The organism is Cytobacillus oceanisediminis 2691, from assembly GCF_000294775.2.
GTDB lineage: Bacteria > Bacillota > Bacilli > Bacillales > Cytobacillaceae > Cytobacillus > Cytobacillus pseudoceanisediminis.
Map to the genome: position 1 here is coordinate 324,243 of NZ_CP015506.1, position 25,334 is coordinate 349,576.

A 25,334-nucleotide genomic window follows, 5' to 3' on the forward strand; every position below is an offset into this window, starting at 1 on the left:
AAGGTATATGGTTCTCTCTGTCTGATTCAAAGGAGGAGTATTAATTGTCAATGGTTCAGAAAAAAGGGGATGCAGTTATTATAAAAGGCTCGAAATTTTATTATGTATTAATGTTTCTAGCAACGGCAGGATTTTTAATAGCATGCATTTTTCTAATTATACATGGATTAAAATTTAACTCTAAATACTCCTTTTTCTATCTTGGCGGAGGAATAATATTGACTCCTTTTTATTTGTATATCACTCTCTGGAGTCTGCCTGGTTTTATTCCAGGAAAGGTATTGCTAAAAATTGTTCCCAGAGAGAACGGTACAGTTATTGCCCCAAAATGCCTTGTTTTAATAAAGAACATCCGAAATATTGATTTGATAAGAAATCCATTAAACCTTATAAACGATATTGTTATTGAAACCTTCGATAATCAAAAAATAAAGATTCGCACCTATAATCTCTTGGATGATGGTGATTTTCAGGTAATTGTTGATCAATACATTTTTCCTTATATGACTGACAATGCCAGAAAAGTATGGGATCGGAAAATCGATCTGGATAAGTTAAGGGAAGAAGATAACTATGTTAGGCAGGAACATAGGATTGAGTAAAATTAATAGAAATATTTTAATATCTATCGATATTGAATTTTTTTAAAACGTACTACAGAGAAGCTCTTTAAAGGTCTAACCCTATAAAGAGCTTTTGTTTTGAGTTTGGTAATTTCTGAAACCGAATGGCATAACGCACGTAATAAAGTTAAGAAAGATTAAAAAGGAGGACACCATGCCAAAGAAAAGCCCCATCACCCTATTGATGATAGTATTAACCAGCTTCTTCTTCCTTTCAGCCTGCAGCTCAGAAAGCGGTTCAGAGGCCAAAGCAGAGAAAAAGGAAGAAGACAAATATGAAAAACTGGTTAAAGAGAAAAACAAGGAACTTGAGCTCGAACCTCTGGAGCTGACTTCTTACAGCGAGGAAGTAGGAGCAGCTTTGAAGAATCCGGAACATAAGGAGTTTGCTGCTAATGGCAGGGTGGCTGTGCAGGGAGAGATCGAGAAGTATTCGGACCTAAAATCAGACTATGCCTGGATCAAGGTTCGTTCCACAGAGGATGGACCGGCAGGGAACGATCTTGAATACTACACACCCATCAAAGAAGGGAAGTTCAAGCAGAATATCCGTTTATTTAATGGGGAAGGCGAGTACAAGATAACCGTTCAGCTTCCGAGTACGGATAGTGAGAATTACTATTATGATCTTGCCTCGTTCACTGTCCACAATGTGAATCCAAATGCGGAACGGGATGTGACGTATACTCCGTTTGGCCACGAGGCAGATCTGACTTTGGATATTGAATCAAGCTATATAAATGGCAATGAAGTATTCCATTTAAAAGGGGAAGCGGGAAGCCTATCAGACAGCGATACGATCATGCTTAAGCTGAATAAGGAATCGGATATGTGGAAGCATGTCATTCCGCTTAAGGACGGAAAGTTTTCCTATGATGTGCCATTATTCTATGGAAAAGGGCTTCACGAGCTTGAGGTGCTTGTCCCTGACAAGGAAAGGGAAAATTACTATCAGACGGCTACAACTATCTTAATAGACAACGAATCTGATAGGACGATGAGCCCTATCGAATATTCTAAAACGTATGAGGAGCGGGGAGTGGCACTTGAATACCCGCAATATGGCGGTGAGGAATCTGACGGTGTCTTTTCTGTAAAAGGAAAAATTGATCCGCAGGCAGAATTTGGCCCTGAAACCGATCATATTTACATTACCACTAAAAAGGGTGAGGACGAAGCACTGGATGTTATCCCAGTAGAAGACTTCACATTTGATGATTCGTTTTATTTAAGGTTCGGCCCGGGCACATATGAAGTCACACTAAGTGTTCCTGAAATTAAAGAAGAAAACAGTGATTATTTTCGGTATTATGGATTTGCCAAGTTTGAGGTAGAGTCAACAGGCGAGGATAAGCGGGACCTTCTGCCTTCAAGAGGCGTTCAGTCAGATGCACCGCAAATTACTGAACTGGCGAAAGAATTGACAGAAGGCATAAGCGGTGAAAGGGAAAAAGCGAAGGCTGTATATGATTTTGTCGCGAAAAACGTTTCATATGATGTGAATAAGCTTGAAACAGATGACTTCAGCTGGGATGATAGTGCACTCAAGACACTGGATTCCAAAACGGGCGTATGCCAGGATTATTCGTATCTTGCCATTGCCCTGCTCCGGGCAAGCAATATGGAAGCCCGTTTTGTCGAAGGGACTGCTTTCGGCGGATTTTGGCCGCAGAAGCATGCATGGGTGGAAGTGAAAGTGGATGGAAGCTGGCTTACTATGGATCCTACATGGGGAGCGGGATATATTAAAGATGATAAATTCGTGGCAGCTTTCAATGAAAAATACTTTGACCCGAATAAAGAAGAGTTTGAAAAAACACATAACCGCACAGGTGTATCCTATTAATTACTATAAAGTCACGGGGCTTGTTCCTGTGGCTTTTTTCAATAATTTGGCCTCTTTTTTCCAAATGTGTGGAAATTATATCGAAAGACCCTTCAATAAATATTCTGAAAATTATAAAATCAAATTGACTGGGCTTCCGTCCGGATCTCCTTTAAGGAGGGGAAAAGCTTGATAAAACAAATGGCAGGAGTGATCTTTTGTATGATGCTGATTTTCCCTGGTATGGTGAAGGCTGGCGGTTTTGGCGGTGATGACAGTGGAACTCCGGGTTATTGGTATGCCGGAGAAGCACCTTCAAGCATTGATCCTTCCAAATCACCTCTTGTGTTTGTGCACGGCTATAATAATTCATCAGCTGTCTGGCATGAAGGGAATGATATGTATGAAGTGGCTTTGGCAAATGGGTATGAAACAGCATTCATTGACCTTCATCATGACCGTGATATGTGGACGAATGGTACGATTCTGGCTGAAAAGCTTCAAGAAATGTACCATCATTTCGGTGGAAAAAAGCTAGTGGTCATTGGCTACAGCAAAGGCGGGGTTGATATTCAGACAGCTCTTGTTCATTACAATGCCCATCCATATGTCTCAAATGTCATCTCCCTATCTTCCCCTCATTTTGGAACCCAACTCGCAGATCTCGCCCACAGCAGCGCGGCCTGGTGGCTTGCTGCCCTCCTTGGCAACAATAATGAAGCAACTGAATCCCTGCAGACAGGCAATATGCAATACTTCCGTAGCCTTACAGATTCCCATCAGAATGCTGCAAAAAATCGATATTATACACTTGGCGGCACTAAATGGGGTTCATTTGGCAGTGCAACCTATTGGGGAGGCTTATATCTGAGCCAGTATGGAAAAAGCGATGGCGTCATTACGGCGGTTAATTCCCGCTTGCCAGGAGCATCCGTTGTTCAGGAGGGCAGCTGGAATCATACAACCATCCGGGAAGGATCCCATACATTTCCGGTGTTCAGGCCCTATACCACTATCACTCAGCCTGCTGCGGTTTTCTCACCAGCAAGCTCTGGATCCGCTGCCAGACAGCCTGGCACTCATTCCATTGTAAAAGGCGGGAAAGCTGTCAGTGCAATAAGCGAACAGTTTTCCGTGGAGGAAAATGTAGAATCCATGACCGTTTCTTTTTTAAGTGAAAAGAATTTGTCTGCTTTAAAATTGACCAGTCCGGACGGAAAGGAATATAAAACGAAAAAAGCGTATCAGGAAGAATCCGAGTTTTTCAAAGGAGCATGGGTTCATCAGTTTGAAATAGATTATCCTAAAGTGGGAAACTGGGCGTTAAAGGCTCCGGCAAATGCTGCGTATCTGTACACTGTTGCGCTGGACAGCCCGTTAAATGATAAAATTCTGGGCAAGTCTGCGAAAAGCCATAAAACCTTTAATACAAAATGGGTCCTCTTCGGGTTTGATTCCTCAGGGAAAAAACTGCAGCAAAAAGCCAATGGAGAAAAGACTGGCCTCATGACCGAAAGCGATTTTACACATGAAGGTGTATACAATGTGACAACAGAAGTGAAAGGCCAGACTGAAAATGGAAAGCCGTTTGAAAGAACCATCATTGAATCTTTCTATGTAGATCAAAGTGGAAAACGATATAAGTAATGTATGTTTGGCTGCTGTGAAGCAGTCTTTTTTTATTGAAAACCCAGGGATAAGGGAGAATCATCATAAGAAAAACACAGGAGTTTCTAACGCGACAGCGAATATATAATAGGTTAGAATTAAATTTAGGATAATGTAAATTAATGGAATGCGAGATATAGATAAAGGGGAGAGATTTCACATGGATAGAAATCATATGCACCCTGCAATTGAGAGGGTATTAGGAAATATCGAAAAAGTCATGATCGGCAAACGGGATGTCGCAGAATTGAGCTTAGTGGCACTTTTAGCGGGAGGCCATGTTTTGCTCGAGGATGTGCCGGGTGTCGGGAAAACAATGATGGTGCGTGCACTGGCTAAATCAGTCGGAGCCGCATTTAAACGCATCCAGTTCACGCCTGATTTGCTGCCTTCGGATGTGACAGGCGTATCCATCTATAATCCGAAGGAAATGGAATTTCAGTTCAGGCCTGGCCCCATTATGGGCAATATTATATTAGCAGACGAAATCAACAGAACCTCCCCCAAGACGCAATCTGCTCTTCTTGAAGGGATGGAAGAAAGCAGCGTAACCATTGACGGGGTGACACATCGCCTTGAGAAACCCTTCTTCGTTATGGCAACGCAAAATCCGATTGAGTATGAAGGAACTTATCCGCTTCCGGAAGCCCAGTTGGACCGATTCCTGTTAAAAATGAAAATGGGTTATCCTGATATCGCTGATGAGATGGAGGTCCTGAATCGGGCGCAGCGGATTCCGCCGATAGAAGATCTGGAATCTGTTATAGATTTAGCTGAATTGCGCTCACTCCAGCAAGAAATTAAAGAAGTGCATGTCGATCAGACGCTTAAACGCTATATTGTGGAAATTGCCAATCAGACCAGAAGCCATAGCAGTGTGTATTTAGGGGCAAGCCCCCGCGGCTCGATTGCTTTAATGAAAGCAGCCCAGGCTTACGCATTCATGTATGGCCGGGATTATGTCCTTCCGGATGATATTCAGTATTTAGCGCCTGCTGTTTTTGTCCACCGGATTATCTTAAGGTCTGAGGCAAAATTTGAGGGCATTACCGCTGAAGAAGTAGTAGAACGGGTCATTGCCAGGGTTTCGGTTCCTGTTCAAAGGTTAGCCAAGTAAAATGAAACAGCTATTAAAAGCAATGAAAGATGTCTGGAAGCTGATTGTGTTATTTTTGCTTATTCTGTTCGCCTTTTCATATGCGATGTTTCAGGGCGGCTTTGTAAGCTGGTTTTTATTTTACAGCTTTCTTCCTTTTGCTCTTTACGCACTTGGCTTATCGTTTTATTCTTTAAACGACTTTAAGGTGGAGCGGATCCTGCCAAAAACAGAATTCAATGCAGGCGAGCAGGCAGTTATTACCCTGAAGATAACCAGAAGAACAGCTTTTCCACTATTGTATCTGATCATTGAGGATGAGATGAGTGAACAGCTTCAGCATGCCAGGAAATCAAACGAGGCAAAGCGTTTTTTATTTCCTGGGTTCCAGAAGGAAATGTCCCTTCAATACAGGATTAATAGCCTTCCGAGGGGGGAGCATTTTTTTGCCTCCATCCGTGTGAAAACAGGTGATCTGCTCGGTTTAATAGAAAAAGAAAGGCAAGCACCTGCTGAGAGCCGGATGATCGTCTATCCGGCATATGAGGAAATCATTTATAAGCCTATGGCACATCATTATGATCAGGGAATGACTGCTTCAAAAGAGCGGGTGCAAAGGGATACTTCCATGGCCATCGGCATCAGGGAGTATCAGCCGGGAGACAGATTCTCCTGGATTAACTGGAAAGCTACTGCTAAGCGGAATGATATTATGACCAAAGAATTTGAACAAAGGCAATCCCATGACGTCTATATCCTCATGGATTGTGCACCGGATAGCCGGTTTGAAGCGATCGTTTCGTTTTCAGCCTCCATTGCGAGGGCGATTCTCCGCAAAGGAGCACAGACTGGGTTTTTGACCTCAGCAGAAACGCGGACAGCTTTTCCAATCAGAGGCGGGGAAGCGCACCAGCTTCAGCTGTTTTATCATTTGGCAAAAATAAAGGATGATTCTCAAGCGGCAGTGGACCGGGTTCTTGAAGCAGAGCACTTTCTTTTACAGCAGAACAGTCAGCTGATGGTTATTACAGCGAAATTAACAAAAGCGCTTATAGAGAAAGCCAGTTTTTTCACGTCCAAGAAAGGGATTGTCACTATATTTCTAATGAAAAATGAGGATGAAGCTCCTTCCAGAGATGAACTGCTGCTCAAAACCTCTGCCAATGCCAGGGGAATCCGGGTAGTTTTGGTTCATAACGGACAGTTTGCAGATGTGTTTTCGGGGGTGAGCAAGTGATGAGTTCTCTTAAGGTACAGAAAGATCTTACCTCTTTTCTCCTTTATGTTCTGGGATTTTTCTTATTATGGGAATGGCTTCGTCCGGTTGAGGAGCTGACGGACACATCCAATGTCATTGTTTTTCTCATGTTCCTTATACTATCGCTTCTATTGGCTTTTTTCGGTGTCAGCCCTGTATTAAGCGGGTTTATAAAGGTGCTTTATATTCTCTATGAACTGCATTATTTGTACTTTGAGGGATCGTTTTTCCAATTTTCATGGTTATCATTATTTGCATCGGACATGGTGCACAATTTTGCTTTAATAGCTGATAGAGACTGGCCGGGCATGACAAATTTATTCAGAAGCCTCCTCTTTTTCATTCTGCTGTGGCTGATGACTTATTTGATTCAGTATTGGCTGATCAATCGCAGACGGATTTTCATCTTCTTTTTCATGACACTCATTTATATAACTGTATTGGATACCTTTACGCCTTACGAGGCAGATGCGGCGATTGTCAGGACAGTTATTGCGGGCTTTGCGGTTATGGGCATCTTAACCTTCAACCGTCTTCTGGATCAGGAAGGGCTGAAAAAAGAAGCCTCCCTGTCGCGCAAATGGATGATTCCGCTGACTGCTCTGATCGCTCTGAGTACTGGCTTGGGGTTTGCAGCACCTAAGGCAGAACCGATTTGGCCCGATCCTGTTCCATTTATTAAGTCGTATGGACAAAATAGCGGCAGTGATGGCCCGGGTATTCAGAAAATCGGCTATGGGGAAGATGATTCCCGTCTTGGCGGTCCTTTTATAGGAGATAACGCTGTGGTCTTCAGGGCGGAAGTGGAGTCCCGCCATTACTGGAAGGTTGAAACAAAAGATACTTATACAGGCAAAGGATGGGTTACATCCCAGGCAGAGGGAGAATATCAACCGTTTGGAATGGGAGAAGAAATCCCGGTTACATCGTTCATCGATAACGATGCAATTAAAACCACTGAAGAAGTAAGCTCCGTTTATACTTTTATGAATTACCCTCATGTGGTGTATCCATTAGGGTTAAATAATATTGAAGCTGCACCGTTCATTACCTATGAGCTTGAAACGGCCACTGAAAAGATCCGGACATTGGAGGGCGGACGGCCATTTGCATTGGAAGAATATAAGTTAGGCTTCGAGGTGCCTGAATACAGTGTGACTGCAATGAAGGCAGCCTGGGCAAATGCGGAATCACTGCCTGAGGAATTTGTGGCGAGATATACACAGCTGCCTGAAGACTTGCCTGAAAGAGTCAGGGAACTTGCTCTGGAAATTACTCAAGAGAAACCGGACTGGTTTGAAAAAGCAAGGGAGCTTGAGAGGTATTTCCGAAGGGCAGAATATACCTACAGCCAGACAGACGTAGCTGTTCCAGATGAAAATGAGGATTATGTGGATCAGTTTTTATTTGATACCAAACAGGGATATTGCGACAATTTCTCCTCCTCCATGGTGGTAATGGCCAGATCCATTGGATTGCCGGCAAGATGGGTGAAGGGTTATACAGAAGGAGAATTCAAGCAGTCATTAGGGTCTGGTCTTCGCTTGTTTGAGATAACAAATAACAATGCCCATTCATGGGTGGAAATCTATTTCCCTGAAATGGGCTGGGTTCCATTTGAACCAACTCAGGGGTTCAATAATAACGTACAATTTAACTTTGACAACGCTGGCCAAAATACGAGCCAGCCAGAAGAAGTTAAGCCAAGCGAGACTGAAACTCCTGTTAAGCCGGACATGCCTGAAGAAGCAGCGGCGGAAAAATCGCCGTTTTCAATAAAAGAGCTTTGGGACAATCTGGGAACTTTCTTAAAAGATAATTGGAAAGTAATCGCAGCAGCGATAGTGGCAGCTGGTGTGCTTGTTTTCGTGCTTTTCCAGAAGAGGGGCAAATGGATGCCGCATTATTTTATCTGGAGATTTAAAAAGACAAAGGATGATGAGCATTTTCCTAAGGCTTATCTGATTCTCTTAAAAGAATTGGACCGGTACGGGTTAAAGCGGAAAAACGGCCAAACCTTAAGAGAGTATGCCAAATATATAGACAGCTTTTTCTCAACAAAGGAAATGAGCAGGCTGACAGCCCGTTATGAAGAACTTGTTTACAGGGGTGTTCTAAAAGAAGGAAGCTGGAATGACACGAAGGAATTGTGGGAAAATTTAATTAAAAAGACAATAGCTTGACCGGGATTTGGGGCTGTTGTTACAATAGGCAAATAAGACAGCGGCATAATGTTCGGTTTTTGCCGCGTATTACAATTAAATCATGCAACCTTCATATATCCTCGATAATATGGTTCGAAAGTCTCTACCGGATCGCCGTAAATGATCTGACTATGAAGGCAGAAGAAGCTTTTTGCTATACGTGAAAACCGGAATTCTGCCTTCACTTTTTTTGTGGAGAAAGAGTTCCGGTTTTTTTATTGGCCAGCTTCTGGCTGGCGGTTATATATGAGATTGCAAAGAAATTATATTTTTACTAGATATTTTACCTGCAGGAGAGAAGACTAAAAGAAATATTACAAATTTAATGAGGTGAACAGTGTGACGGGGAAAACAGAACTTCAAAATCAAGAAATGATCGTAGTGCTGGACTTTGGAAGCCAGTACAATCAGTTAATCACTCGCAGAATCCGTGAACTGGGTGTATACAGTGAGCTTCATCCGCATACGATTACAGCTGCGGAAATCAAAGAAATGAATCCAAAAGGAATTATTTTCTCTGGCGGGCCTAACAGTGTCTACGGCGAAAATGCCTTCCGCTGTGATGAAGAAATTTTTGAACTGGGCTTGCCGATTTTCGGAATCTGCTATGGCATGCAGCTGATGACGATGCATTTTGATGGTAAAGTAGAGCCTGCCAAGCACCGTGAATACGGTAAGGCAATCATGAAGATTGAAAATGAATCCAAATTGTTTACAGATCTGCCTAGAGAACAGACAGTCTGGATGAGCCATGGCGATCTTGTCGTAGAGGCTCCAGCTGGTTTTACAGTGGATGGTATAAATCCATCATGCCCGATTGCGGCTATGAGCAATGAAGAACGCGGTTTATATGCTGTTCAATTCCACCCTGAGGTACGCCATTCAGTTCACGGAAACGATATGCTGAAAAACTTTGTGTTCGGCGTTTGCGGCTGTACAGGCGATTGGTCAATGGAAAACTTCATTGAAATCGAAATGGAAAAGATACGCCAGGAAGTTGGAGATAAAAAGGTTCTTTGCGCATTAAGCGGCGGTGTTGATTCATCTGTTGTTGCCGTCCTTATTCATAAAGCAATCGGTGATCAGCTAACTTGTATTTTCGTGGATCACGGCCTGCTGAGAAAAGATGAAGCAGAAGGCGTCATGAAGACATTTGCTGATGGATTTAATATGAATGTAATTAAAGTGGATGCCCAGGAACGCTTTATGAATAAGCTTAAAGGTGTTAGCGATCCTGAACAAAAGCGAAAAATTATCGGCAACGAATTCATCTATGTATTCGATGATGAAGCTGCTAAGCTTCAAGGCATTGATTTCCTTGCACAGGGGACTCTCTACACAGATATTATTGAAAGCGGAACAGCTACTGCGCAAACCATTAAATCTCACCATAATGTAGGCGGACTTCCTGAAGATATGCAATTCAAGCTGATCGAGCCGCTTAACACTCTGTTTAAAGATGAGGTGCGTGCGCTGGGAACAGAGCTTGGCATTCCGGATGAAATCGTTTGGAGACAGCCATTCCCTGGTCCGGGATTAGGTATCCGCGTTCTCGGGGAAATCTCAGAAGATAAGCTTGAAATTGTGCGCGAGTCTGATGCTATACTGCGTGAAGAAATCCAAAAGGCAGGGCTTGATCGCGACATTTGGCAATACTTCACGGTTCTGCCTGATATCCGCAGTGTCGGTGTAATGGGAGATGCCCGGACTTATGATTATACTATCGGAATCCGTGCCGTTACTTCAATAGACGGCATGACTTCTGACTGGGCACGTATCCCATGGGATGTACTGGAGATTATTTCAACTAGAATCGTTAATGAAGTTTCGCATGTCAACAGAGTGGTTTACGATATTACGAGCAAGCCGCCTGCAACAATCGAGTGGGAATAAAATACGAACATTAAGAAAAAGCGGACATGAAAATGTTCGCTTTTTCTATTGACTAGGACTTTTTGAGGTGCTATGATAAAGAAGAATTAAATATGTCGTTTTACGTCGTATAATATTGGGGATATGGCCCAAAAGTTTCTACCGAGCTGCCGTAAATAGCTTGACTACGAGGTAAGTGCAAATAGGGATGTTTTTGCTATTATTTTTCTTTGTTTTCCCCTATTGCAAGCACGAGCCCAGTTGTCAATGCTCCGGTAGTCAAACCGGAGTTTTTTTATTTTAAAAAATAAAGACAGCCAATAGGGGGAAGAGAAATGAAGAAGTACTTCCAGTTTGAAGAACTTGGTACTAACTATCGCCGTGAATTTATCGGCGGACTTACAACTTTTTTAGCAATGGCTTATATCTTAGTCGTTAATCCGATTACATTATCGTTAATGGATATACCTGATTTGCCGGATTCCATGAGAATGGACTATGGGGCAGTATTTGTGGCAACAGCAGTGGCTGCCGCAATTGGATCCCTATTGATGGGGGTGCTGGCCAGATATCCGATTGCACTTGCCCCGGGAATGGGATTAAATGCATTTTTTGCTTATACTGTTGTTTTAACAATGGGAATTCCTTGGCAGCATGCATTAGGCGGGGTTCTTATCTCAGGGATTATCTTTATATTTTTATCCCTTTCTGGTTTGCGTGAAAAAATTATTAACTCGATTCCTGCTGAATTAAAGTATGCGGTCAGTGCCGGAATCGGATTGTTTATTACATTTGTCGGTGCTCAAAGCGCAGGGCTGATTGTCAATAATGATGCAGTTCTTGTAGGATTAGGAGATTTTACTGATGGGAATGTGCTTCTGGCTATTTTCGGGATTATCATCACAGTAATTCTGATGACAAAAGGTGTTAATGGCGGAATTTTTATAGGGATGGTACTCACGACGATTGTTGGGATGATTGCCGGCCTGATTGACGTTCCAGGAAAGGTTGTTGATTCCGTGCCAAGTGTAGCTCCAACGTTTGGAGCGGCATTCGGGGCATACAGTGACCCTTCATTCTTCTCAACAAGCATGCTGGTCGTTGTTCTGACATTCCTATTCGTTGACTTCTTTGATACAGCAGGAACGTTAGTGGGTGTTGCCAACCAGGCGGGCTTAATGAAAGAAAATAAATTGCCCCGCGCAGGTAAAGCGCTTCTGGCGGACTCCACAGCAACTGTCGTTGGTGCGATATTCGGAACATCCACGACAACTTCTTTCATTGAGTCTTCATCAGGGGTTGCGGCAGGTGCGAGAACGGGATTTGCATCGATTGTCACAGCAGGGTTCTTCCTGTTATCATTATTTTTCTTCCCGTTATTAGAAGTCATCACTTCTGCGGTGACAGCTCCGGCACTGATCATTGTCGGTGTATTGATGGTTGCATCATTAGGCAACATTGATTGGACAAAGTTTGAAATTGCAGTTCCGGCATTCCTTACGATTATTGCAATGCCATTGACTTACAGTATCGCAACAGGAATTGCAATCGGATTTATTTTCTATCCAATCACCATGATTGTAAAAGGAAGAATCAAAGAGATTCACCCAATCATGTACGGGCTGTTCGTCATATTTGTTTTGTATTTCATTTTCCTGAAGTAATAATTATGAATTAGGCCCGCTTTAATGCGGGTCTGTTTTTATTTTATTCTCAATCCGTTGACTTCCCGGACAGGCTTTAATACCATGAGAGTACATTTGTTTATGGGCGGGGAGAAGAGAATGGGTGAGTATAAGGTAAAAAAAGTGCTTAATAATAACGTCCTTATTGGCAGCCACGAGTCATTTGGGGAAGTTGTCCTTATCGGTAAGGGGATTGGCTTCAGCCGGAGGCCGGGCCAGCCAATCGACTCTAATTTGGTTGAAAAGCTCTTTGTGCTTAAAAATGAAAAAGAGCAGGAGAATTATATTAAACTGATGCCTTTTGTGGATAATGAATTGCTTGAAGCAATTATCTCCTCAATTCAATTGATTAAACAAAGGGCAAATTCCATGCTTAATGAACATATCCATGTTGCGTTAACTGATCACTTGATGTTTGCAATAACGCGTCTGAAAAAAGGGATGGAAATGAAAAATCCTTTTCTTATCGAAACTAAGACTCTCTACCCATTTGAATACGAAATTGCCCACGAAGTTGTGAACCTTATAGGACAGCGAACCGGTATTTATTTGCCTGAAGGGGAGATTGGGTTCATTGCCCTCCATGTTCATAGTGCTGTAATGAACCGCGATTTATCCGAAGTCAATCAGCATTCACAACTGGTAACCCATCTTGTGAATATGATTGAAGAACAGCTTGACATTAAGATTGATAAAGACAGCATCGATTATATGAGGCTTGTCCGCCATATCCGATTCACCATTGAACGGGTTAACAAAGGCGAGGTGGTTGAAGAGCCGGAAAAAATAACTTCCCTCTTGAAAGAAGAATATCCGGTGTGCTACAATCTCTCTTGGAAGCTCATTAAAGTAATGCAGCAAACATTAAAAAAACCAGTCTTTAATGCAGAAGCTGTTTATCTGACAATGCATCTGCAGAGGCTTCAAAAGAAAATAAATTAATTACAATACTATCTTGCGAAACAGGCAAGTCTTTACGTGTTACTGATTCGATCAGGCATGAGTGAAGAAAGGTAATTGAATTTAGGTAAATAGGGTATGATACCCTTGTATACACCTGAATTCTATCCTTTTTTCCTCATGCCTTTTTTATTTTTTTTTAATGCTTGCCGCTTTAAATGAAAACGCTTAATGAGTAAAAAACTATAGGGGGTTAACATATGTTTAAAAAAGTATTTGGCGTCCTGCAAAAAGTAGGAAAAGCCTTAATGCTTCCAGTAGCATTACTGCCGGCAGCGGGGATACTGCTCGCTATCGGTGCTGCTCTGCAAAATCCGGCGCTGCTTGAGCTGGCTCCATTCCTGGATAACAGCGGAGTTGAAATCGTTGCTCAAGTTATGCAAAAAGCAGGAGATATCGTTTTTGCCAACCTGCCTGTTCTATTTGCAGTTGGTGTAGCAGTTGGTTTGGCCGGCGGTGAAGGTGTAGCTGCGCTTGCTGCCATTATCGGCTATCTAATTATGAATGTGACAATGGGGACGGCTGCAGGAATTACTGCTGAGGATGTAAATGGGCTTAATTATGCAAACATCTTAGGAATCCCAACTCTGCAGACAGGTGTATTCGGCGGTATCATTGTTGGTATTATCGCCGCTGCATTATATAACAAGTTTTTTGAAATCGAACTTCCATCCTATTTAGGTTTCTTTGCCGGAAAGCGTTTCGTTCCGATTATTACGGCAGCAACGTCTGTAGTCCTTGGTTTGCTGATGCTTGTTATCTGGCCGCCAATCCAGGAAGGGCTGAATGCTTTCTCTCAAAACATGGTTCATGCGAACTTGACTCTATCAGCGTTTATTTTTGGATTAATTGAACGCTCATTGATTCCTTTTGGTCTTCATCATATTTTCTACTCTCCATTCTGGTATGAATTCGGACAGTATGTAACGAATGCAGGGGAAACGGTTCGCGGTGACCAGCGCATTTTCATGGCACAAATCAGTGACAATGTACAAAACCTTACTGCAGGTACATTCATGACTGGTAAATTTCCGTTCATGATGTTCGGTCTTCCTGCCGCTGCATTAGCAATTTATCATGAAGCACGTCCGGAAAAGAAAGTGGTAGTCGGAGGCCTTATGGCATCTGCGGCGTTAACTTCTTTCTTAACAGGTATTACAGAGCCGCTGGAGTTCTCATTCTTATTCGTAGCTCCTATCCTATTTGCGGTTCACGCGGTGTTTGCAGGTCTGTCATTCATGACCATGCATCTCTTAGATGTAAAAATCGGCATGACTTTCTCAGGCGGTTTGATTGACTATATTCTATTCGGTTTAATCAACCCTCAGACAAATGCCTGGATTGTCATTCCGGTTGGATTAGTATTTGCTGTGATCTATTACTTTGGCTTCCGATTTGCCATCCGCAAATTTAATTTAATGACTCCGGGCCGTGAAGAAGTAGAAGATGAAGAAACAGCTTCTTCAGGTAAAGGCGGAGATCTTCCATATGAAGTTCTTGATGCTATGGGCGGACAAGAAAACATCGCTCATCTTGATGCATGTATTACTCGTCTGCGTGTATCGGTAAACGATATTAAAAATGTAGATAAAGAACGCTTAAAAAAACTTGGTGCATCTGGAGTACTGGAAGTAGGAAACAACATCCAGGCTATCTTTGGCCCGAGATCTGAAACAATCAAAGGACAAATGAAAGATATCATGAGCGGCAAAAGACCGCGCACGGTTGAAAAAGCTCCGGAAGGCGGAGTTGAACAGCAAATTGAAGAAGTAAATCCTGAAGCTCTTCAGACTGAGCACAAGGAAGATCTTTTCATTTCACCGATCAAAGGAGAAATCAAACCAATCACAGAAGTACCTGACGCTGTATTCTCAGGTAAAATGATGGGTGATGGTTTTGCGATTGTACCTGCAGAAGGAACTGTTGTATCACCGGTAGACGGGAAGATCGTTAACATGTTCCCGACAAAGCATGCAATCGGCATCCTTTCAGATTCAGGCCGCGAAATACTTATCCATGTAGGTATTGATACAGTAAATCTGAAAGGTCAGGGATTTGAAGCGTTAGTTGCTGAAAATGACCGTGTAGAAGCAGGGCAGCCGCTGTTGAAAGTGGATCTTGATTATATCGAGAAAAATGCAACTTCTATCATCACGCCAATTGTATTTACAAACCTTCAGCAGGGTGAAGTGATCAAGATTAATAAGCCAGGTGCTGTTGATCTAAAAGAAAAAGAAATCATTGTCATCTCCAAATAGTAATATATATATAATATAGAAGAAACCAGCTGCGTTTTAACCAGCTGGTTTCTTTTGATTTAAATGCATAATAAAATCTTTTTAGTTTTTACGAATAACTTGTTGACCTTATGGGCAACAGGTGTTATTATAGAAAAACAGTCGCTTGAGACGTTAACAAGATTTGATAGTTTTAAAAAAAGTTGTTGACGAAGTGATTGAGAAATGATATATTAATAAAGTCGCTTCTGAGCGGCGGATTGATCTTTGAAAACTGAACGAACAAAAACGTCAACGTTAATTCTTTAGTCTTTTTTAAAAAGACAACTTATGAGCTTAATCAACTCTTATATGGAGAGTTTGATCCTGGCTCAGGACGAACGCTGGCGGCGTGCCTAATACATGCAAGTCGAGCGGACAGATGGGAGCTTGCTCCCTGAAGTCAGCGGCGGACGGGTGAGTAACACGTGGGCAACCTGCCTGTAAGACTGGGATAACTCCGGGAAACCGGGGCTAATACCGGATAATTCTTTCCCTCACATGAGGGAAAGCTGAAAGATGGTTTAGGCTATCACTTACAGATGGGCCCGCGGCGCATTAGCTAGTTGGTGAGGTAACGGCTCACCAAGGCAACGATGCGTAGCCGACCTGAGAGGGTGATCGGCCACACTGGGACTGAGACACGGCCCAGACTCCTACGGGAGGCAGCAGTAGGGAATCTTCCGCAATGGACGAAAGTCTGACGGAGCAACGCCGCGTGAGTGATGAAGGTTTTCGGATCGTAAAACTCTGTTGTTAGGGAAGAACAAGTGCCGGAGTAACTGCCGGTACCTTGACGGTACCTAACCAGAAAGCCACGGCTAACTACGTGCCAGCAGCCGCGGTAATACGTAGGTGGCAAGCGTTGTCCGGAATTATTGGGCGTAAAGCGCGCGCAGGCGGTTCCTTAAGTCTGATGTGAAAGCCCCCGGCTCAACCGGGGAGGGTCATTGGAAACTGGGGAACTTGAGTGCAGAAGAGAAGAGTGGAATTCCACGTGTAGCGGTGAAATGCGTAGAGATGTGGAGGAACACCAGTGGCGAAGGCGACTCTTTGGTCTGTAACTGACGCTGAGGCGCGAAAGCGTGGGGAGCAAACAGGATTAGATACCCTGGTAGTCCACGCCGTAAACGATGAGTGCTAAGTGTTAGAGGGTTTCCGCCCTTTAGTGCTGCAGCAAACGCATTAAGCACTCCGCCTGGGGAGTACGGCCGCAAGGCTGAAACTCAAAGGAATTGACGGGGGCCCGCACAAGCGGTGGAGCATGTGGTTTAATTCGAAGCAACGCGAAGAACCTTACCAGGTCTTGACATCTCCTGACAACCCTAGAGATAGGGCGTTCCCCTTCGGGGGACAGGATGACAGGTGGTGCATGGTTGTCGTCAGCTCGTGTCGTGAGATGTTGGGTTAAGTCCCGCAACGAGCGCAACCCTTGATCTTAGTTGCCAGCATTCAGTTGGGCACTCTAAGGTGACTGCCGGTGACAAACCGGAGGAAGGTGGGGATGACGTCAAATCATCATGCCCCTTATGACCTGGGCTACACACGTGCTACAATGGATGGTACAAAGGGCTGCGAGACCGCGAGGTTAAGCGAATCCCATAAAACCATTCTCAGTTCGGATTGCAGGCTGCAACTCGCCTGCATGAAGCCGGAATCGCTAGTAATCGCGGATCAGCATGCCGCGGTGAATACGTTCCCGGGCCTTGTACACACCGCCCGTCACACCACGAGAGTTTGTAACACCCGAAGTCGGTGGGGTAACCTTTTGGAGCCAGCCGCCTAAGGTGGGACAGATGATTGGGGTGAAGTCGTAACAAGGTAGCCGTATCGGAAGGTGCGGCTGGATCACCTCCTTTCTAAGGATATTTACATGAAACGTGACGTGTTTTGTTCGTTCAGTTTTGAGAGTTCAATCTCTCAATGAAAGATTCGTTCTTTGAAAACTAGATAATGTTAATGAAGAAGCAATAACCGAGTAATCGCCATCTTAGTTTTTTTCTCTTATTTTGAAAATAAGTAAGAGCACAAACCATGAGGACGATGAGCGGCAAGGAGATCAAGGAAGCGACCGAGTGAGCACCGGAGCGTACTTCAGTACGTGAGGAGCGGAGCGAGAGAGCTGACGCAGAGATCCGCAGTCGATCAGCGGCCGAAGTAGGTTAAGTTAGAAAGGGCGCACGGTGAATGCCTTGGCACTAGGAGCCGATGAAGGACGGTACTAACACCGATATGCTTCGGGGAGCTGTAAGTAAGCTTTGATCCGGAGATTTCCGAATGGGGAAACCCCCTATCCGTAATGGGATAGGATCTTTACCTGAATACATAGGGTATAGAAGGCAGACCCGGGGAACTGAAACATCTAAGTACCCGGAGGAAGAGAAAGCAAACGCGATTCCCTGAGTAGCGGCGAGCGAAACGGGATTAGCCCAAACCAAGAGGCTTGCCTCTTGGGGTTGTAGGACACTCTACACGGAGTTACAAAGGAACGAGGTAAATGAACAGGTCTGGAAAGGCCGGCCAGAGAAGGTAAAAGCCCTGTAGTTGAAACTTCGTTCCCTCCAGAGTGGATCCTGAGTACGGCGGGACACGAGAAATCCCGTCGGAAGCAGGGAGGACCATCTCCCAAGGCTAAATACTCCCTAGTGACCGATAGTGAACCAGTACCGTGAGGGAAAGGTGAAAAGCACCCCGGAAGGGGAGTGAAAGAGATCCTGAAACCGTGTGCCTACAAGTAGTTAGAGCCCGTTAATGGGTGATAGCGTGCCTTTTGTAGAATGAACCGGCGAGTTACGATTACATGCGAGGTTAAGTTGATGAGACGGAGCCGCAGCGAAAGCGAGTCTGAATAGGGCGAATGAGTATGTGGTCGTAGACCCGAAACCAGGTGATCTACCCATGTCCAGGGTGAAGTCCAGGTAACACTGGATGGAGGCCCGAACCCACGCACGTTGAAAAGTGCGGGGATGAGGTGTGGGTAGCGGAGAAATTCCAATCGAACTTGGAGATAGCTGGTTCTCTCCGAAATAGCTTTAGGGCTAGCCTCATGTAGTAAGAGTCTTGGAGGTAGAGCACTGTTTGGACTAGGGGCCCCCATCGGGTTACCGAATTCAGACAAACTCCGAATGCCAAAGACTTATCCATGGGAGTCAGACTGCGAGTGATAAGATCCGTAGTCAAGAGGGAAACAGCCCAGACCACCAGCTAAGGTCCCAAAGTATACGTTAAGTGGAAAAGGATGTGGAGTTGCTTAGACAACCAGGATGTTGGCTTAGAAGCAGCCACCATTTAAAGAGTGCGTAATAGCTCACTGGTCGAGTGACTCCGCGCCGAAAATGTACCGGGGCTAAACGTATCACCGAAGCTGTGGATTGACATCTTACGATGTCAGTGGTAGGAGAGCGTTCTAAGGGCGTTGAAGCGGGATCGCAAGGACCCGTGGAGCGCTTAGAAGTGAGAATGCCGGTATGAGTAGCGAAAGATGGGTGAGAATCCTATCCACCGAATGCCTAAGGTTTCCTGAGGAAGGCTCGTCCGCTCAGGGTTAGTCGGGACCTAAGCCGAGGCTGAAAAGCGTAGGCGATGGACAACAGGTTGATATTCCTGTACCACCTCTTTACCGTTTGAGCAATGGGGGGACGCAGGAGGATAGGGTAAGCACGCTGCTGGATTAGCGTGTCCAAGCAGTTAGGCCGGTAACGAGGCAAATCCCGTTACCACACAGGCTGAGCTGTGACGGCGAGGGAAATTTAGTACCGAAGTTCCTGATTCCACACTGCCAAGAAAAGCCTCTAGCGAGGGAAAAGGTGCCCGTACCGCAAACCGACACAGGTAGGCGAGGAGAGAATCCTAAGGTGAGCGAGAGAACTCTCGTTAAGGAACTCGGCAAAATGACCCCGTAACTTCGGGAGAAGGGGTGCTCATTAGGGTGAATAGCCCTGATGAGCCGCAGTGAATAGGCCCAGGCGACTGTTTAGCAAAAACACAGGTCTCTGCGAAGCCGCAAGGCGAAGTATAGGGGCTGACGCCTGCCCGGTGCTGGAAGGTTAAGAGGAGAGGTTAGCGCAAGCGAAGCTTTGAATCGAAGCCCCAGTAAACGGCGGCCGTAACTATAACGGTCCTAAGGTAGCGAAATTCCTTGTCGGGTAAGTTCCGACCCGCACGAAAGGCGTAACGATCTGGGCACTGTCTCAACGAGAGACTCGGTGAAATTATAGTACCTGTGAAGATGCAGGTTACCCGCGACAGGACGGAAAGACCCCGTGGAGCTTTACTGTAGCCTGATATTGAATTTTGGTACAGCTTGTACAGGATAGGTAGGAGCCTGAGAAGCCGGAGCGCCAGCTTCGGTGGAGGCGTCGGTGGGATACTACCCTGGCTGTATTGAAATTCTAACCCGCGCCCCTTATCGGGGCGGGAGACAGTGTCAGGTGGGCAGTTTGACTGGGGCGGTCGCCTCCTAAAAAGTAACGGAGGCGCCCAAAGGTTCCCTCAGAATGGTTGGAAATCATTCGCAGAGTGTAAAGGCACAAGGGAGCTTGACTGCGAGACCTACAAGTCGAGCAGGGACGAAAGTCGGGCTTAGTGATCCGGTGGTTCCGCATGGAAGGGCCATCGCTCAACGGATAAAAGCTACCCCGGGGATAACAGGCTTATCTCCCCCAAGAGTCCACATCGACGGGGAGGTTTGGCACCTCGATGTCGGCTCATCGCATCCTGGGGCTGTAGTCGGTCCCAAGGGTTGGGCTGTTCGCCCATTAAAGCGGTACGCGAGCTGGGTTCAGAACGTCGTGAGACAGTTCGGTCCCTATCCGTCGTGGGCGCAGGAAATTTGAGAGGAGCTGTCCTTAGTACGAGAGGACCGGGATGGACGCACCGCTGGTGTACCAGTTGTCTTGCCAAAGGCATCGCTGGGTAGCTATGTGCGGAAGGGATAAGTGCTGAAAGCATCTAAGCATGAAGCCCCCCTCGAGATGAGATTTCCCATAGCGTCAAGCTAGTAAGATCCCTGAAAGATGATCAGGTTGATAGGTCAGAGGTGGAAGCGTGGCGACATGTGGAGCTGACTGATACTAATCGATCGAGGACTTAACCAAGTTATATGGTTATTACTCGGCAAATGCTTCTTCATGCATTATCTAGTTTTGAGGGAACGAAGTTTCTTCAACCAAATAGTCCGGTGGCGATAGCGAGAAGGTCACACCCGTTCCCATACCGAACACGGAAGTTAAGCTTCTCAGCGCCGATGGTAGTTAGGGGCTGTCCCCTTGTGAGAGTAGGACGCTGCCGGGCATATGAAAGAGCACCTGATGGGTGCTCTTTTTTGTGTGTTTGGATGTATTACTTTATCCAAATATTATATTTGAACTCTTCTTTTTGGTGGAAAATACATATATGCGTCACTTTTTCATGTTATGCTTCACTTTGGAATTTATATGCGTCCCTTTTACTCGTATATGTGTCAGAATTCATTTATATTCGCCACTCCTTACTTCACTGCCTGTTTTATGTGTTAAATCTGTTCTTTACCAAGATATATTATGCCAAATGTGAAATAAACTTCTAATCGAGATAGAAACATGCTGGATAATCTCCAAAACCTATTAGATAAAAACCTTTAGATACTCTCTCCTTTATATAGCCTAAACTAATGAAGGCATAATTCAGCCGTTTCATCCCACTCAAAAAAGGATAACCTATTCATAAAGAATCCAATTTGCAAAAAAAAGGTTATCAAACGCCAATTTCTTTTGTACAATAGGGACTTAATGGGGAAGGGGCGCCCATATGCCTTTAAATCCCCCATAAAGGAGGACGCTTGCTTTGCTGGAAAACAGTTTTATTATGGTCGCTATTATTTTGATCATTAATATTGTATATGTATCATTTTTTACCATCAGGATGATTCTTACGCTTAAGGGGCAGCGGTACCTTGCAGCTTTTATAAGCACCATCGAAGTTGTTATCTATGTCATAGGTTTAGGGCTGGTTCTGGATAACCTAAATGAAATACAAAATCTGATTGCTTATGCAGTCGGTTATGGAATTGGCGTTATTGCCGGCATGAAAATTGAAGAGAAGCTTGCTCTTGGCTATATTACGGTAAATGTAATTACAAAGGAATATGACAGGGATCTTCCAAAAGCTTTAAGGGATAAAGGCTATGGTGTCACAAACTGGGCTGCCAATGGACTTGAAGGCGATAGGATGGCCCTTCAGATCCTGACACCAAGAAAATATGAATTAAAGCTTTATCAGACGATTAAAGAGCTGGATCCTAAGGCCTTCATCATCGCTTATGAGCCAAAAACGATTCATGGCGGTTTCTGGGTGAAATCTGTTAAGAGAGGAAAGTTATCCCAATGAGCAAAGCCAAAAACAAAATGGTGTTTGAGGTCCAGGAAAACGAAACGATTGACCAGTGCCTGGACAGGATACAAAAGGCAGGATATATACCTGTTAGAAGGACTGAGAAGCCTATATTTAAAGAAGTTAAGACGGGTGGTAAAGTCGATTATGAACCGGCTGGAAGGCAGATAGTTTTTGAAGCAAAACGATTAGAAGATTAAAACACGAACATTAATTGTCTGACTTTTAGTATTGTTCGATTTTTCGATTGACAGAGTATCAGGTATGTTGTTAATATGATGGTAGTTAATAAAACGTGAATAAACCCCTCGTATAATAATGGGAATAGGGCCCATAAGTTTCTACCCGGCAACCGTAAATTGCTGGACTATGAGGGAAAGCTGATATGCCCGGCATGTAGAAGGAATGGTTCCTGCCGTTTGCAGGTGTCTTCCTTATGGTTCTTTTTAGCCCGGACAGATTACTTTCTCTCATATTAAGAGAAGGGTCTGTGCGGGTTTTTTATATTGGAAGATTTGGAGGAGAAAGAATGAGCGCACAAGCAGCAGTCATTATGGGAAGCAAATCAGATTGGGAGACAATGAAGCACGCTTGCGGAATTCTGGAAGAGCTTGAAATCCCTTATGAAAAAAAGGTTGTTTCAGCCCATCGGACTCCAGATCTTATGTTTGAATATGCTGAGCAGGCAAGAGACAGAGGAATAAAGGTAATTATTGCGGGTGCAGGAGGAGCGGCACACCTTCCAGGAATGGTTGCAGCGAAAACGACACTTCCTGTCATTGGAGTGCCAGTCCAATCAAAAGCTCTAAACGGACTGGATTCATTGCTGTCCATTGTTCAGATGCCCGGCGGCGTCCCGGTTGCAACGGTTGCGATTGGAAAAGCAGGAGCCACTAACGCCGGATTGCTGGCAGCACAAATACTTGGCGCTTTTGATACAGCCATTGCAGAACGTCTTCAGTCAAAAAGAGATAAAACAAAACAGGAAGTACTAGAAAGCAGTGATGAACTTGTCTAATAAAACAATTTTACCTGGACAAACAATTGGAATTATTGGCGGGGGACAGCTTGGGAGAATGATGGCACTTGCAGCAAAAGCAAATGGCTTCAGGATTGCCGTTTTAGATCCGGCAGAAGACTCTCCTTGCGGCCAGGTTGCGGATATTAAAATCATTGGAGAATATGGCCATTTAGATTCTATAAAAGAGTTAGCTGACGTCAGTGACGTTGTGACATATGAATTTGAAAATATCAGTGCGGAAGCTCTTGAGTGGCTATGTGCAAATGCGTACGTCCCACAGGGGAGCGAGGTGCTGGAAATCACCCAGGACCGGACAAAGGAAAAAGCAGCCATCCAAAAAGCCGGCTGCGAGGTAGCGCCATATGCGGTCATTACTACTGAAAAAGATATTTATGATAATATAGAAAAGCTTGGCTATCCAGCAGTATTAAAGACATCCAGAGGCGGATATGACGGAAAAGGGCAAGTTGTAATAAAGAGCGGGCAGGATATTAAGAAAGCTGCACAGCTTCTTGAGAATGGCGTGTGCGTCCTTGAAAAATGGATTCCATTCGAAAAGGAAATATCGGTTATTATCTGCCGGAATATCTCGGGAGAAAAAGCGGTATTTCCAGTCGGGGAAAATGTCCATAAAGAAAACATTCTGCACCAGACAATTGTGCCGGCCATGATCACAGCCGATGCTGAGGAAAGGGCAATAAATGCAGCAAACCAGCTGGCAGAAGCTTTAAGCCTTGTCGGTACATTGGCAGTCGAAATGTTTCTGACAAAAGACGGACAGATTTACATTAACGAGCTTGCGCCTCGTCCGCATAACTCAGGCCATTATTCGATAGAAGCTTGCGAAACCTCCCAGTTTGAACAGCACATCCGTGCAGTTTGCAATTGGCCGCTTGGCAGCACGGAGCTATTAAAACCGGCTGTTATGGTAAACATACTAGGAGAGCATCAGGAGCCTTTAATTAAGAAAATACCTGAATTGGATGACTGGAAGATTCACTTGTATGGAAAAAAGGATGCCAAATATAAACGCAAGATGGGCCATGTCACGCTTTTGCGGAAATCAGCCGAAGAGGCACTTGAAGAAGCAGAAAGAAGCGGCATTTGGACCCCTGTGAAGGAAAAGATCGGAGGATAAAACATGATTGAACGCTATACGAGACCGGAAATGGGAGCTATCTGGACAGAAGAGAACCGCTTTCAGGCTTGGCTTGAGGTAGAAATTCTTGCTTGTGAAGCTTGGGCTGAATTAGGGGATATTCCGAAAGAAGATGTTCAGAAAATCCGTGAGAATGCTTCTTTTAATATTGACCGTATTAAAGAAATCGAAGAGGAAACACGGCATGATGTGGTCGCTTTTACTCGTGCGGTATCTGAAACGCTTGGCGAGGAACGCAAATGGGTTCATTACGGGCTTACTTCCACAGATGTGGTTGATACGGCGCTTTCATACTTAATCAAACAGGCGAATGATATTCTTCTAAAAGATATCGAACGCTTTGTGGAAATCCTGAAAAACAAAGCACAGGAACACAAGCATACAGTAATGATGGGCCGTACGCACGGGGTACATGCTGAGCCGACTACATTCGGATTAAAGCTTGCACTATGGTATGAAGAAATGAAGCGTAATCTTGACCGCTTTAAAGAAGCAGCTGCTGGAGTGGAATTCGGTAAAATCTCAGGTGCAGTTGGAACATATGCAAACATCGATCCGTTTGTTGAAAAATATGTGTGTGAAAAGCTGGGCATCCAGCCAGCGCCCATTTCAACGCAAACACTTCAGCGTGACCGTCATGCACATTATATGGGGGCGCTTGCGCTTGTAGCCACTTCAATTGAAAAATTTGCGACAGAGATCCGCGGCCTGCAAAAAAGCGAAACGCGTGAAGTGGAAGAGTTCTTCGCGAAAGGTCAAAAGGGATCTTCAGCAATGCCGCACAAACGCAACCCGATTGGTTCAGAAAATATGACGGGAATGGCAAGAGTGATCCGCGGCTATATGATGACTGCGTATGAAAATGTGGCATTATGGCATGAGCGGGATATTTCCCACTCATCAGCTGAAAGAATCATACTGCCTGACGCAACGATTGCGCTGAACTATATGCTGAACCGCTTTGGAAATATCGTGAAAAATTTAACAGTCTTCCCTGAAAACATGAAGCGCAATATGGACCGTACGTTAGGGCTGATTTACTCTCAGCGTGTTCTTCTGGCCTTAATTGACAAAGGCATGACTCGTGAAGAGGCATATGATACTGTTCAGCCGCGGGCTATGGAAGCGTGGGAAAAACAGGTGCAATTCCGCAGCCTGATCGAGCAGGACGAGACGATTACATCAAAGCTAACCGAAGCAGAAATAGATGACTGCTTTGACTATAACTACCACATCAAGCATGTGGACACCATTTTTGACCGTCTAGGTTTATAAAAAAATAAAGAGGTAAAGAGCAGTCTTTACCTCTTTATTATCG

15 protein-coding genes, 3 rRNA genes and 3 riboswitches are annotated in these 25,334 nt (G+C 44.5%); all 18 genes read left to right on the forward strand.

The annotated features are described in order from the left end of the window. The first annotated feature begins 50 nt into the window (after positions 1-50). The 18 genes from A361_RS01770 to purB all read left to right on the forward strand — a co-directional run bounded on the left by A361_RS01770 (position 51) and on the right by purB (position 25,291). Positions 51-602 carry a DUF5381 family protein gene (locus A361_RS01770; protein WP_026041750.1) on the forward strand — a complete coding sequence of 184 codons (552 nt, stop codon included), beginning with the start codon at positions 51-53 and terminating at the stop codon, positions 600-602. Between the two features lie 175 nt (positions 603-777). Then, positions 778-2,469: a transglutaminase domain-containing protein gene (locus A361_RS01775; RefSeq protein WP_019382393.1), complete on the forward strand. Its 1,692-nt coding sequence runs from the start codon at positions 778-780 to the stop codon at positions 2,467-2,469. A gap of 168 nt (positions 2,470-2,637) precedes the next feature. Then, complete coding sequence (locus tag A361_RS01785) at positions 2,638-4,095, forward strand: esterase/lipase family protein (protein WP_019382395.1); 1,458 nt, start codon at positions 2,638-2,640, stop codon at positions 4,093-4,095. 181 nt (positions 4,096-4,276) lie between these two features. Further along, on the forward strand, positions 4,277-5,233 hold the full coding sequence (locus tag A361_RS01790) for an AAA family ATPase (protein ID WP_019382396.1): 957 nt from the start codon (positions 4,277-4,279) through the stop codon (positions 5,231-5,233). 1 nt (position 5,234) lies between these two features. Next, the gene (locus A361_RS01795; protein WP_019382397.1) at positions 5,235-6,449 is read left to right on the forward strand and encodes a DUF58 domain-containing protein; all 1,215 of its coding nucleotides are present in this window, start codon (positions 5,235-5,237) and stop codon (positions 6,447-6,449) included. After that, on the forward strand, positions 6,449-8,653 hold the full coding sequence (locus A361_RS01800; RefSeq protein WP_019382398.1) for a transglutaminase TgpA family protein: 2,205 nt from the start codon (positions 6,449-6,451) through the stop codon (positions 8,651-8,653). Before A361_RS01795 ends, A361_RS01800 begins: the two co-directional genes overlap by 1 nt. A 71-nt stretch (positions 8,654-8,724) precedes the next feature. Beyond that, positions 8,725-8,826, forward strand: a riboswitch (purine riboswitch). Between the two features lie 220 nt (positions 8,827-9,046). Beyond that, positions 9,047-10,567, forward strand: coding sequence for a glutamine-hydrolyzing GMP synthase (gene guaA / locus A361_RS01805; protein ID WP_175502204.1), 1,521 nt, complete (start codon positions 9,047-9,049; stop codon positions 10,565-10,567). Positions 10,568-10,652: 85 nt separating this feature from the next. Beyond that, a riboswitch (purine riboswitch) is annotated at positions 10,653-10,754 on the forward strand. Positions 10,755-10,881: 127 nt separating this feature from the next. Next, the gene (locus A361_RS01810) at positions 10,882-12,210 is read left to right on the forward strand and encodes an NCS2 family permease (RefSeq protein ID WP_009336181.1); all 1,329 of its coding nucleotides are present in this window, start codon (positions 10,882-10,884) and stop codon (positions 12,208-12,210) included. Between the two features lie 120 nt (positions 12,211-12,330). Next, positions 12,331-13,173, forward strand: coding sequence for a glucose PTS transporter transcription antiterminator GlcT (gene glcT, locus A361_RS01815; RefSeq protein WP_019382399.1), 843 nt, complete (start codon positions 12,331-12,333; stop codon positions 13,171-13,173). A gap of 218 nt (positions 13,174-13,391) precedes the next feature. Continuing rightward, positions 13,392-15,449: a glucose-specific PTS transporter subunit IIBC gene (ptsG, locus tag A361_RS01820; RefSeq protein ID WP_019382400.1), complete on the forward strand. Its 2,058-nt coding sequence runs from the start codon at positions 13,392-13,394 to the stop codon at positions 15,447-15,449. Positions 15,450-15,776: 327 nt separating this feature from the next. After that, a 16S ribosomal RNA gene (locus A361_RS01825) occupies positions 15,777-17,326 on the forward strand. Positions 17,327-17,627: 301 nt separating this feature from the next. Then, a 23S ribosomal RNA gene (locus tag A361_RS01830) occupies positions 17,628-20,563 on the forward strand. Between the two features lie 79 nt (positions 20,564-20,642). After that, positions 20,643-20,759 (forward strand): 5S ribosomal RNA (gene rrf / locus A361_RS01835). Together the 16S, 23S and 5S rRNA genes form the textbook arrangement of a ribosomal RNA operon. Positions 20,760-21,290: 531 nt before the next feature. After that, on the forward strand, positions 21,291-21,833 hold the full coding sequence (locus tag A361_RS01840; protein ID WP_009336735.1) for a DUF2179 domain-containing protein: 543 nt from the start codon (positions 21,291-21,293) through the stop codon (positions 21,831-21,833). Next, positions 21,830-22,036, forward strand: a complete 207-nt coding sequence (locus A361_RS01845; protein WP_019382942.1) for an NETI motif-containing protein — start codon at positions 21,830-21,832, stop codon at positions 22,034-22,036. Before A361_RS01840 ends, A361_RS01845 begins: the two co-directional genes overlap by 4 nt. Positions 22,037-22,124: 88 nt before the next feature. Continuing rightward, positions 22,125-22,226: riboswitch (purine riboswitch) on the forward strand. Between the two features lie 139 nt (positions 22,227-22,365). After that, positions 22,366-22,854 (forward strand): 5-(carboxyamino)imidazole ribonucleotide mutase, encoded by a 489-nt coding sequence (gene purE, locus A361_RS01850; RefSeq protein ID WP_026041807.1) that lies wholly within the window; start codon positions 22,366-22,368, stop codon positions 22,852-22,854. Beyond that, positions 22,841-23,995, forward strand: coding sequence for a 5-(carboxyamino)imidazole ribonucleotide synthase (gene purK, locus A361_RS01855; protein WP_175502193.1), 1,155 nt, complete (start codon positions 22,841-22,843; stop codon positions 23,993-23,995). Before purE ends, purK begins: the two co-directional genes overlap by 14 nt. Before the next feature lie 3 nt (positions 23,996-23,998). Next, on the forward strand, positions 23,999-25,291 hold the full coding sequence (gene purB, locus A361_RS01860) for an adenylosuccinate lyase (RefSeq protein ID WP_009336739.1): 1,293 nt from the start codon (positions 23,999-24,001) through the stop codon (positions 25,289-25,291). Positions 25,292-25,334: the final 43 nt, after the last annotated feature.

Bases quoted from the DNA above. Each gene is read 5' to 3' on its own strand.
- A361_RS01770 (WP_026041750.1), top strand. From the start codon at position 51: ATGGTTCAGAAAAAAGGGGATGCAGTTATTATAAAAGGCTCGAAATTT.
- A361_RS01775 (WP_019382393.1), top strand. From the start codon at position 778: ATGCCAAAGAAAAGCCCCATCACCCTATTGATGATAGTATTAACCAGC.
- A361_RS01790 (WP_019382396.1), top strand. From the start codon at position 4,277: ATGGATAGAAATCATATGCACCCTGCAATTGAGAGGGTATTAGGAAAT.
- A361_RS01795 (WP_019382397.1), top strand. From the start codon at position 5,235: ATGAAACAGCTATTAAAAGCAATGAAAGATGTCTGGAAGCTGATTGTG.
- A361_RS01800 (WP_019382398.1), top strand. From the start codon at position 6,449: ATGAGTTCTCTTAAGGTACAGAAAGATCTTACCTCTTTTCTCCTTTAT.
- guaA (WP_175502204.1), top strand. From the start codon at position 9,047: ATGATCGTAGTGCTGGACTTTGGAAGCCAGTACAATCAGTTAATCACT.
- A361_RS01810 (WP_009336181.1), top strand. From the start codon at position 10,882: ATGAAGAAGTACTTCCAGTTTGAAGAACTTGGTACTAACTATCGCCGT.
- glcT (WP_019382399.1), top strand. From the start codon at position 12,331: ATGGGTGAGTATAAGGTAAAAAAAGTGCTTAATAATAACGTCCTTATT.
- ptsG (WP_019382400.1), top strand. From the start codon at position 13,392: ATGTTTAAAAAAGTATTTGGCGTCCTGCAAAAAGTAGGAAAAGCCTTA.
- A361_RS01845 (WP_019382942.1), top strand. From the start codon at position 21,830: ATGAGCAAAGCCAAAAACAAAATGGTGTTTGAGGTCCAGGAAAACGAA.
- purE (WP_026041807.1), top strand. From the start codon at position 22,366: ATGAGCGCACAAGCAGCAGTCATTATGGGAAGCAAATCAGATTGGGAG.
- purK (WP_175502193.1), top strand. From the start codon at position 22,841: ATGAACTTGTCTAATAAAACAATTTTACCTGGACAAACAATTGGAATT.
- purB (WP_009336739.1), top strand. From the start codon at position 23,999: ATGATTGAACGCTATACGAGACCGGAAATGGGAGCTATCTGGACAGAA.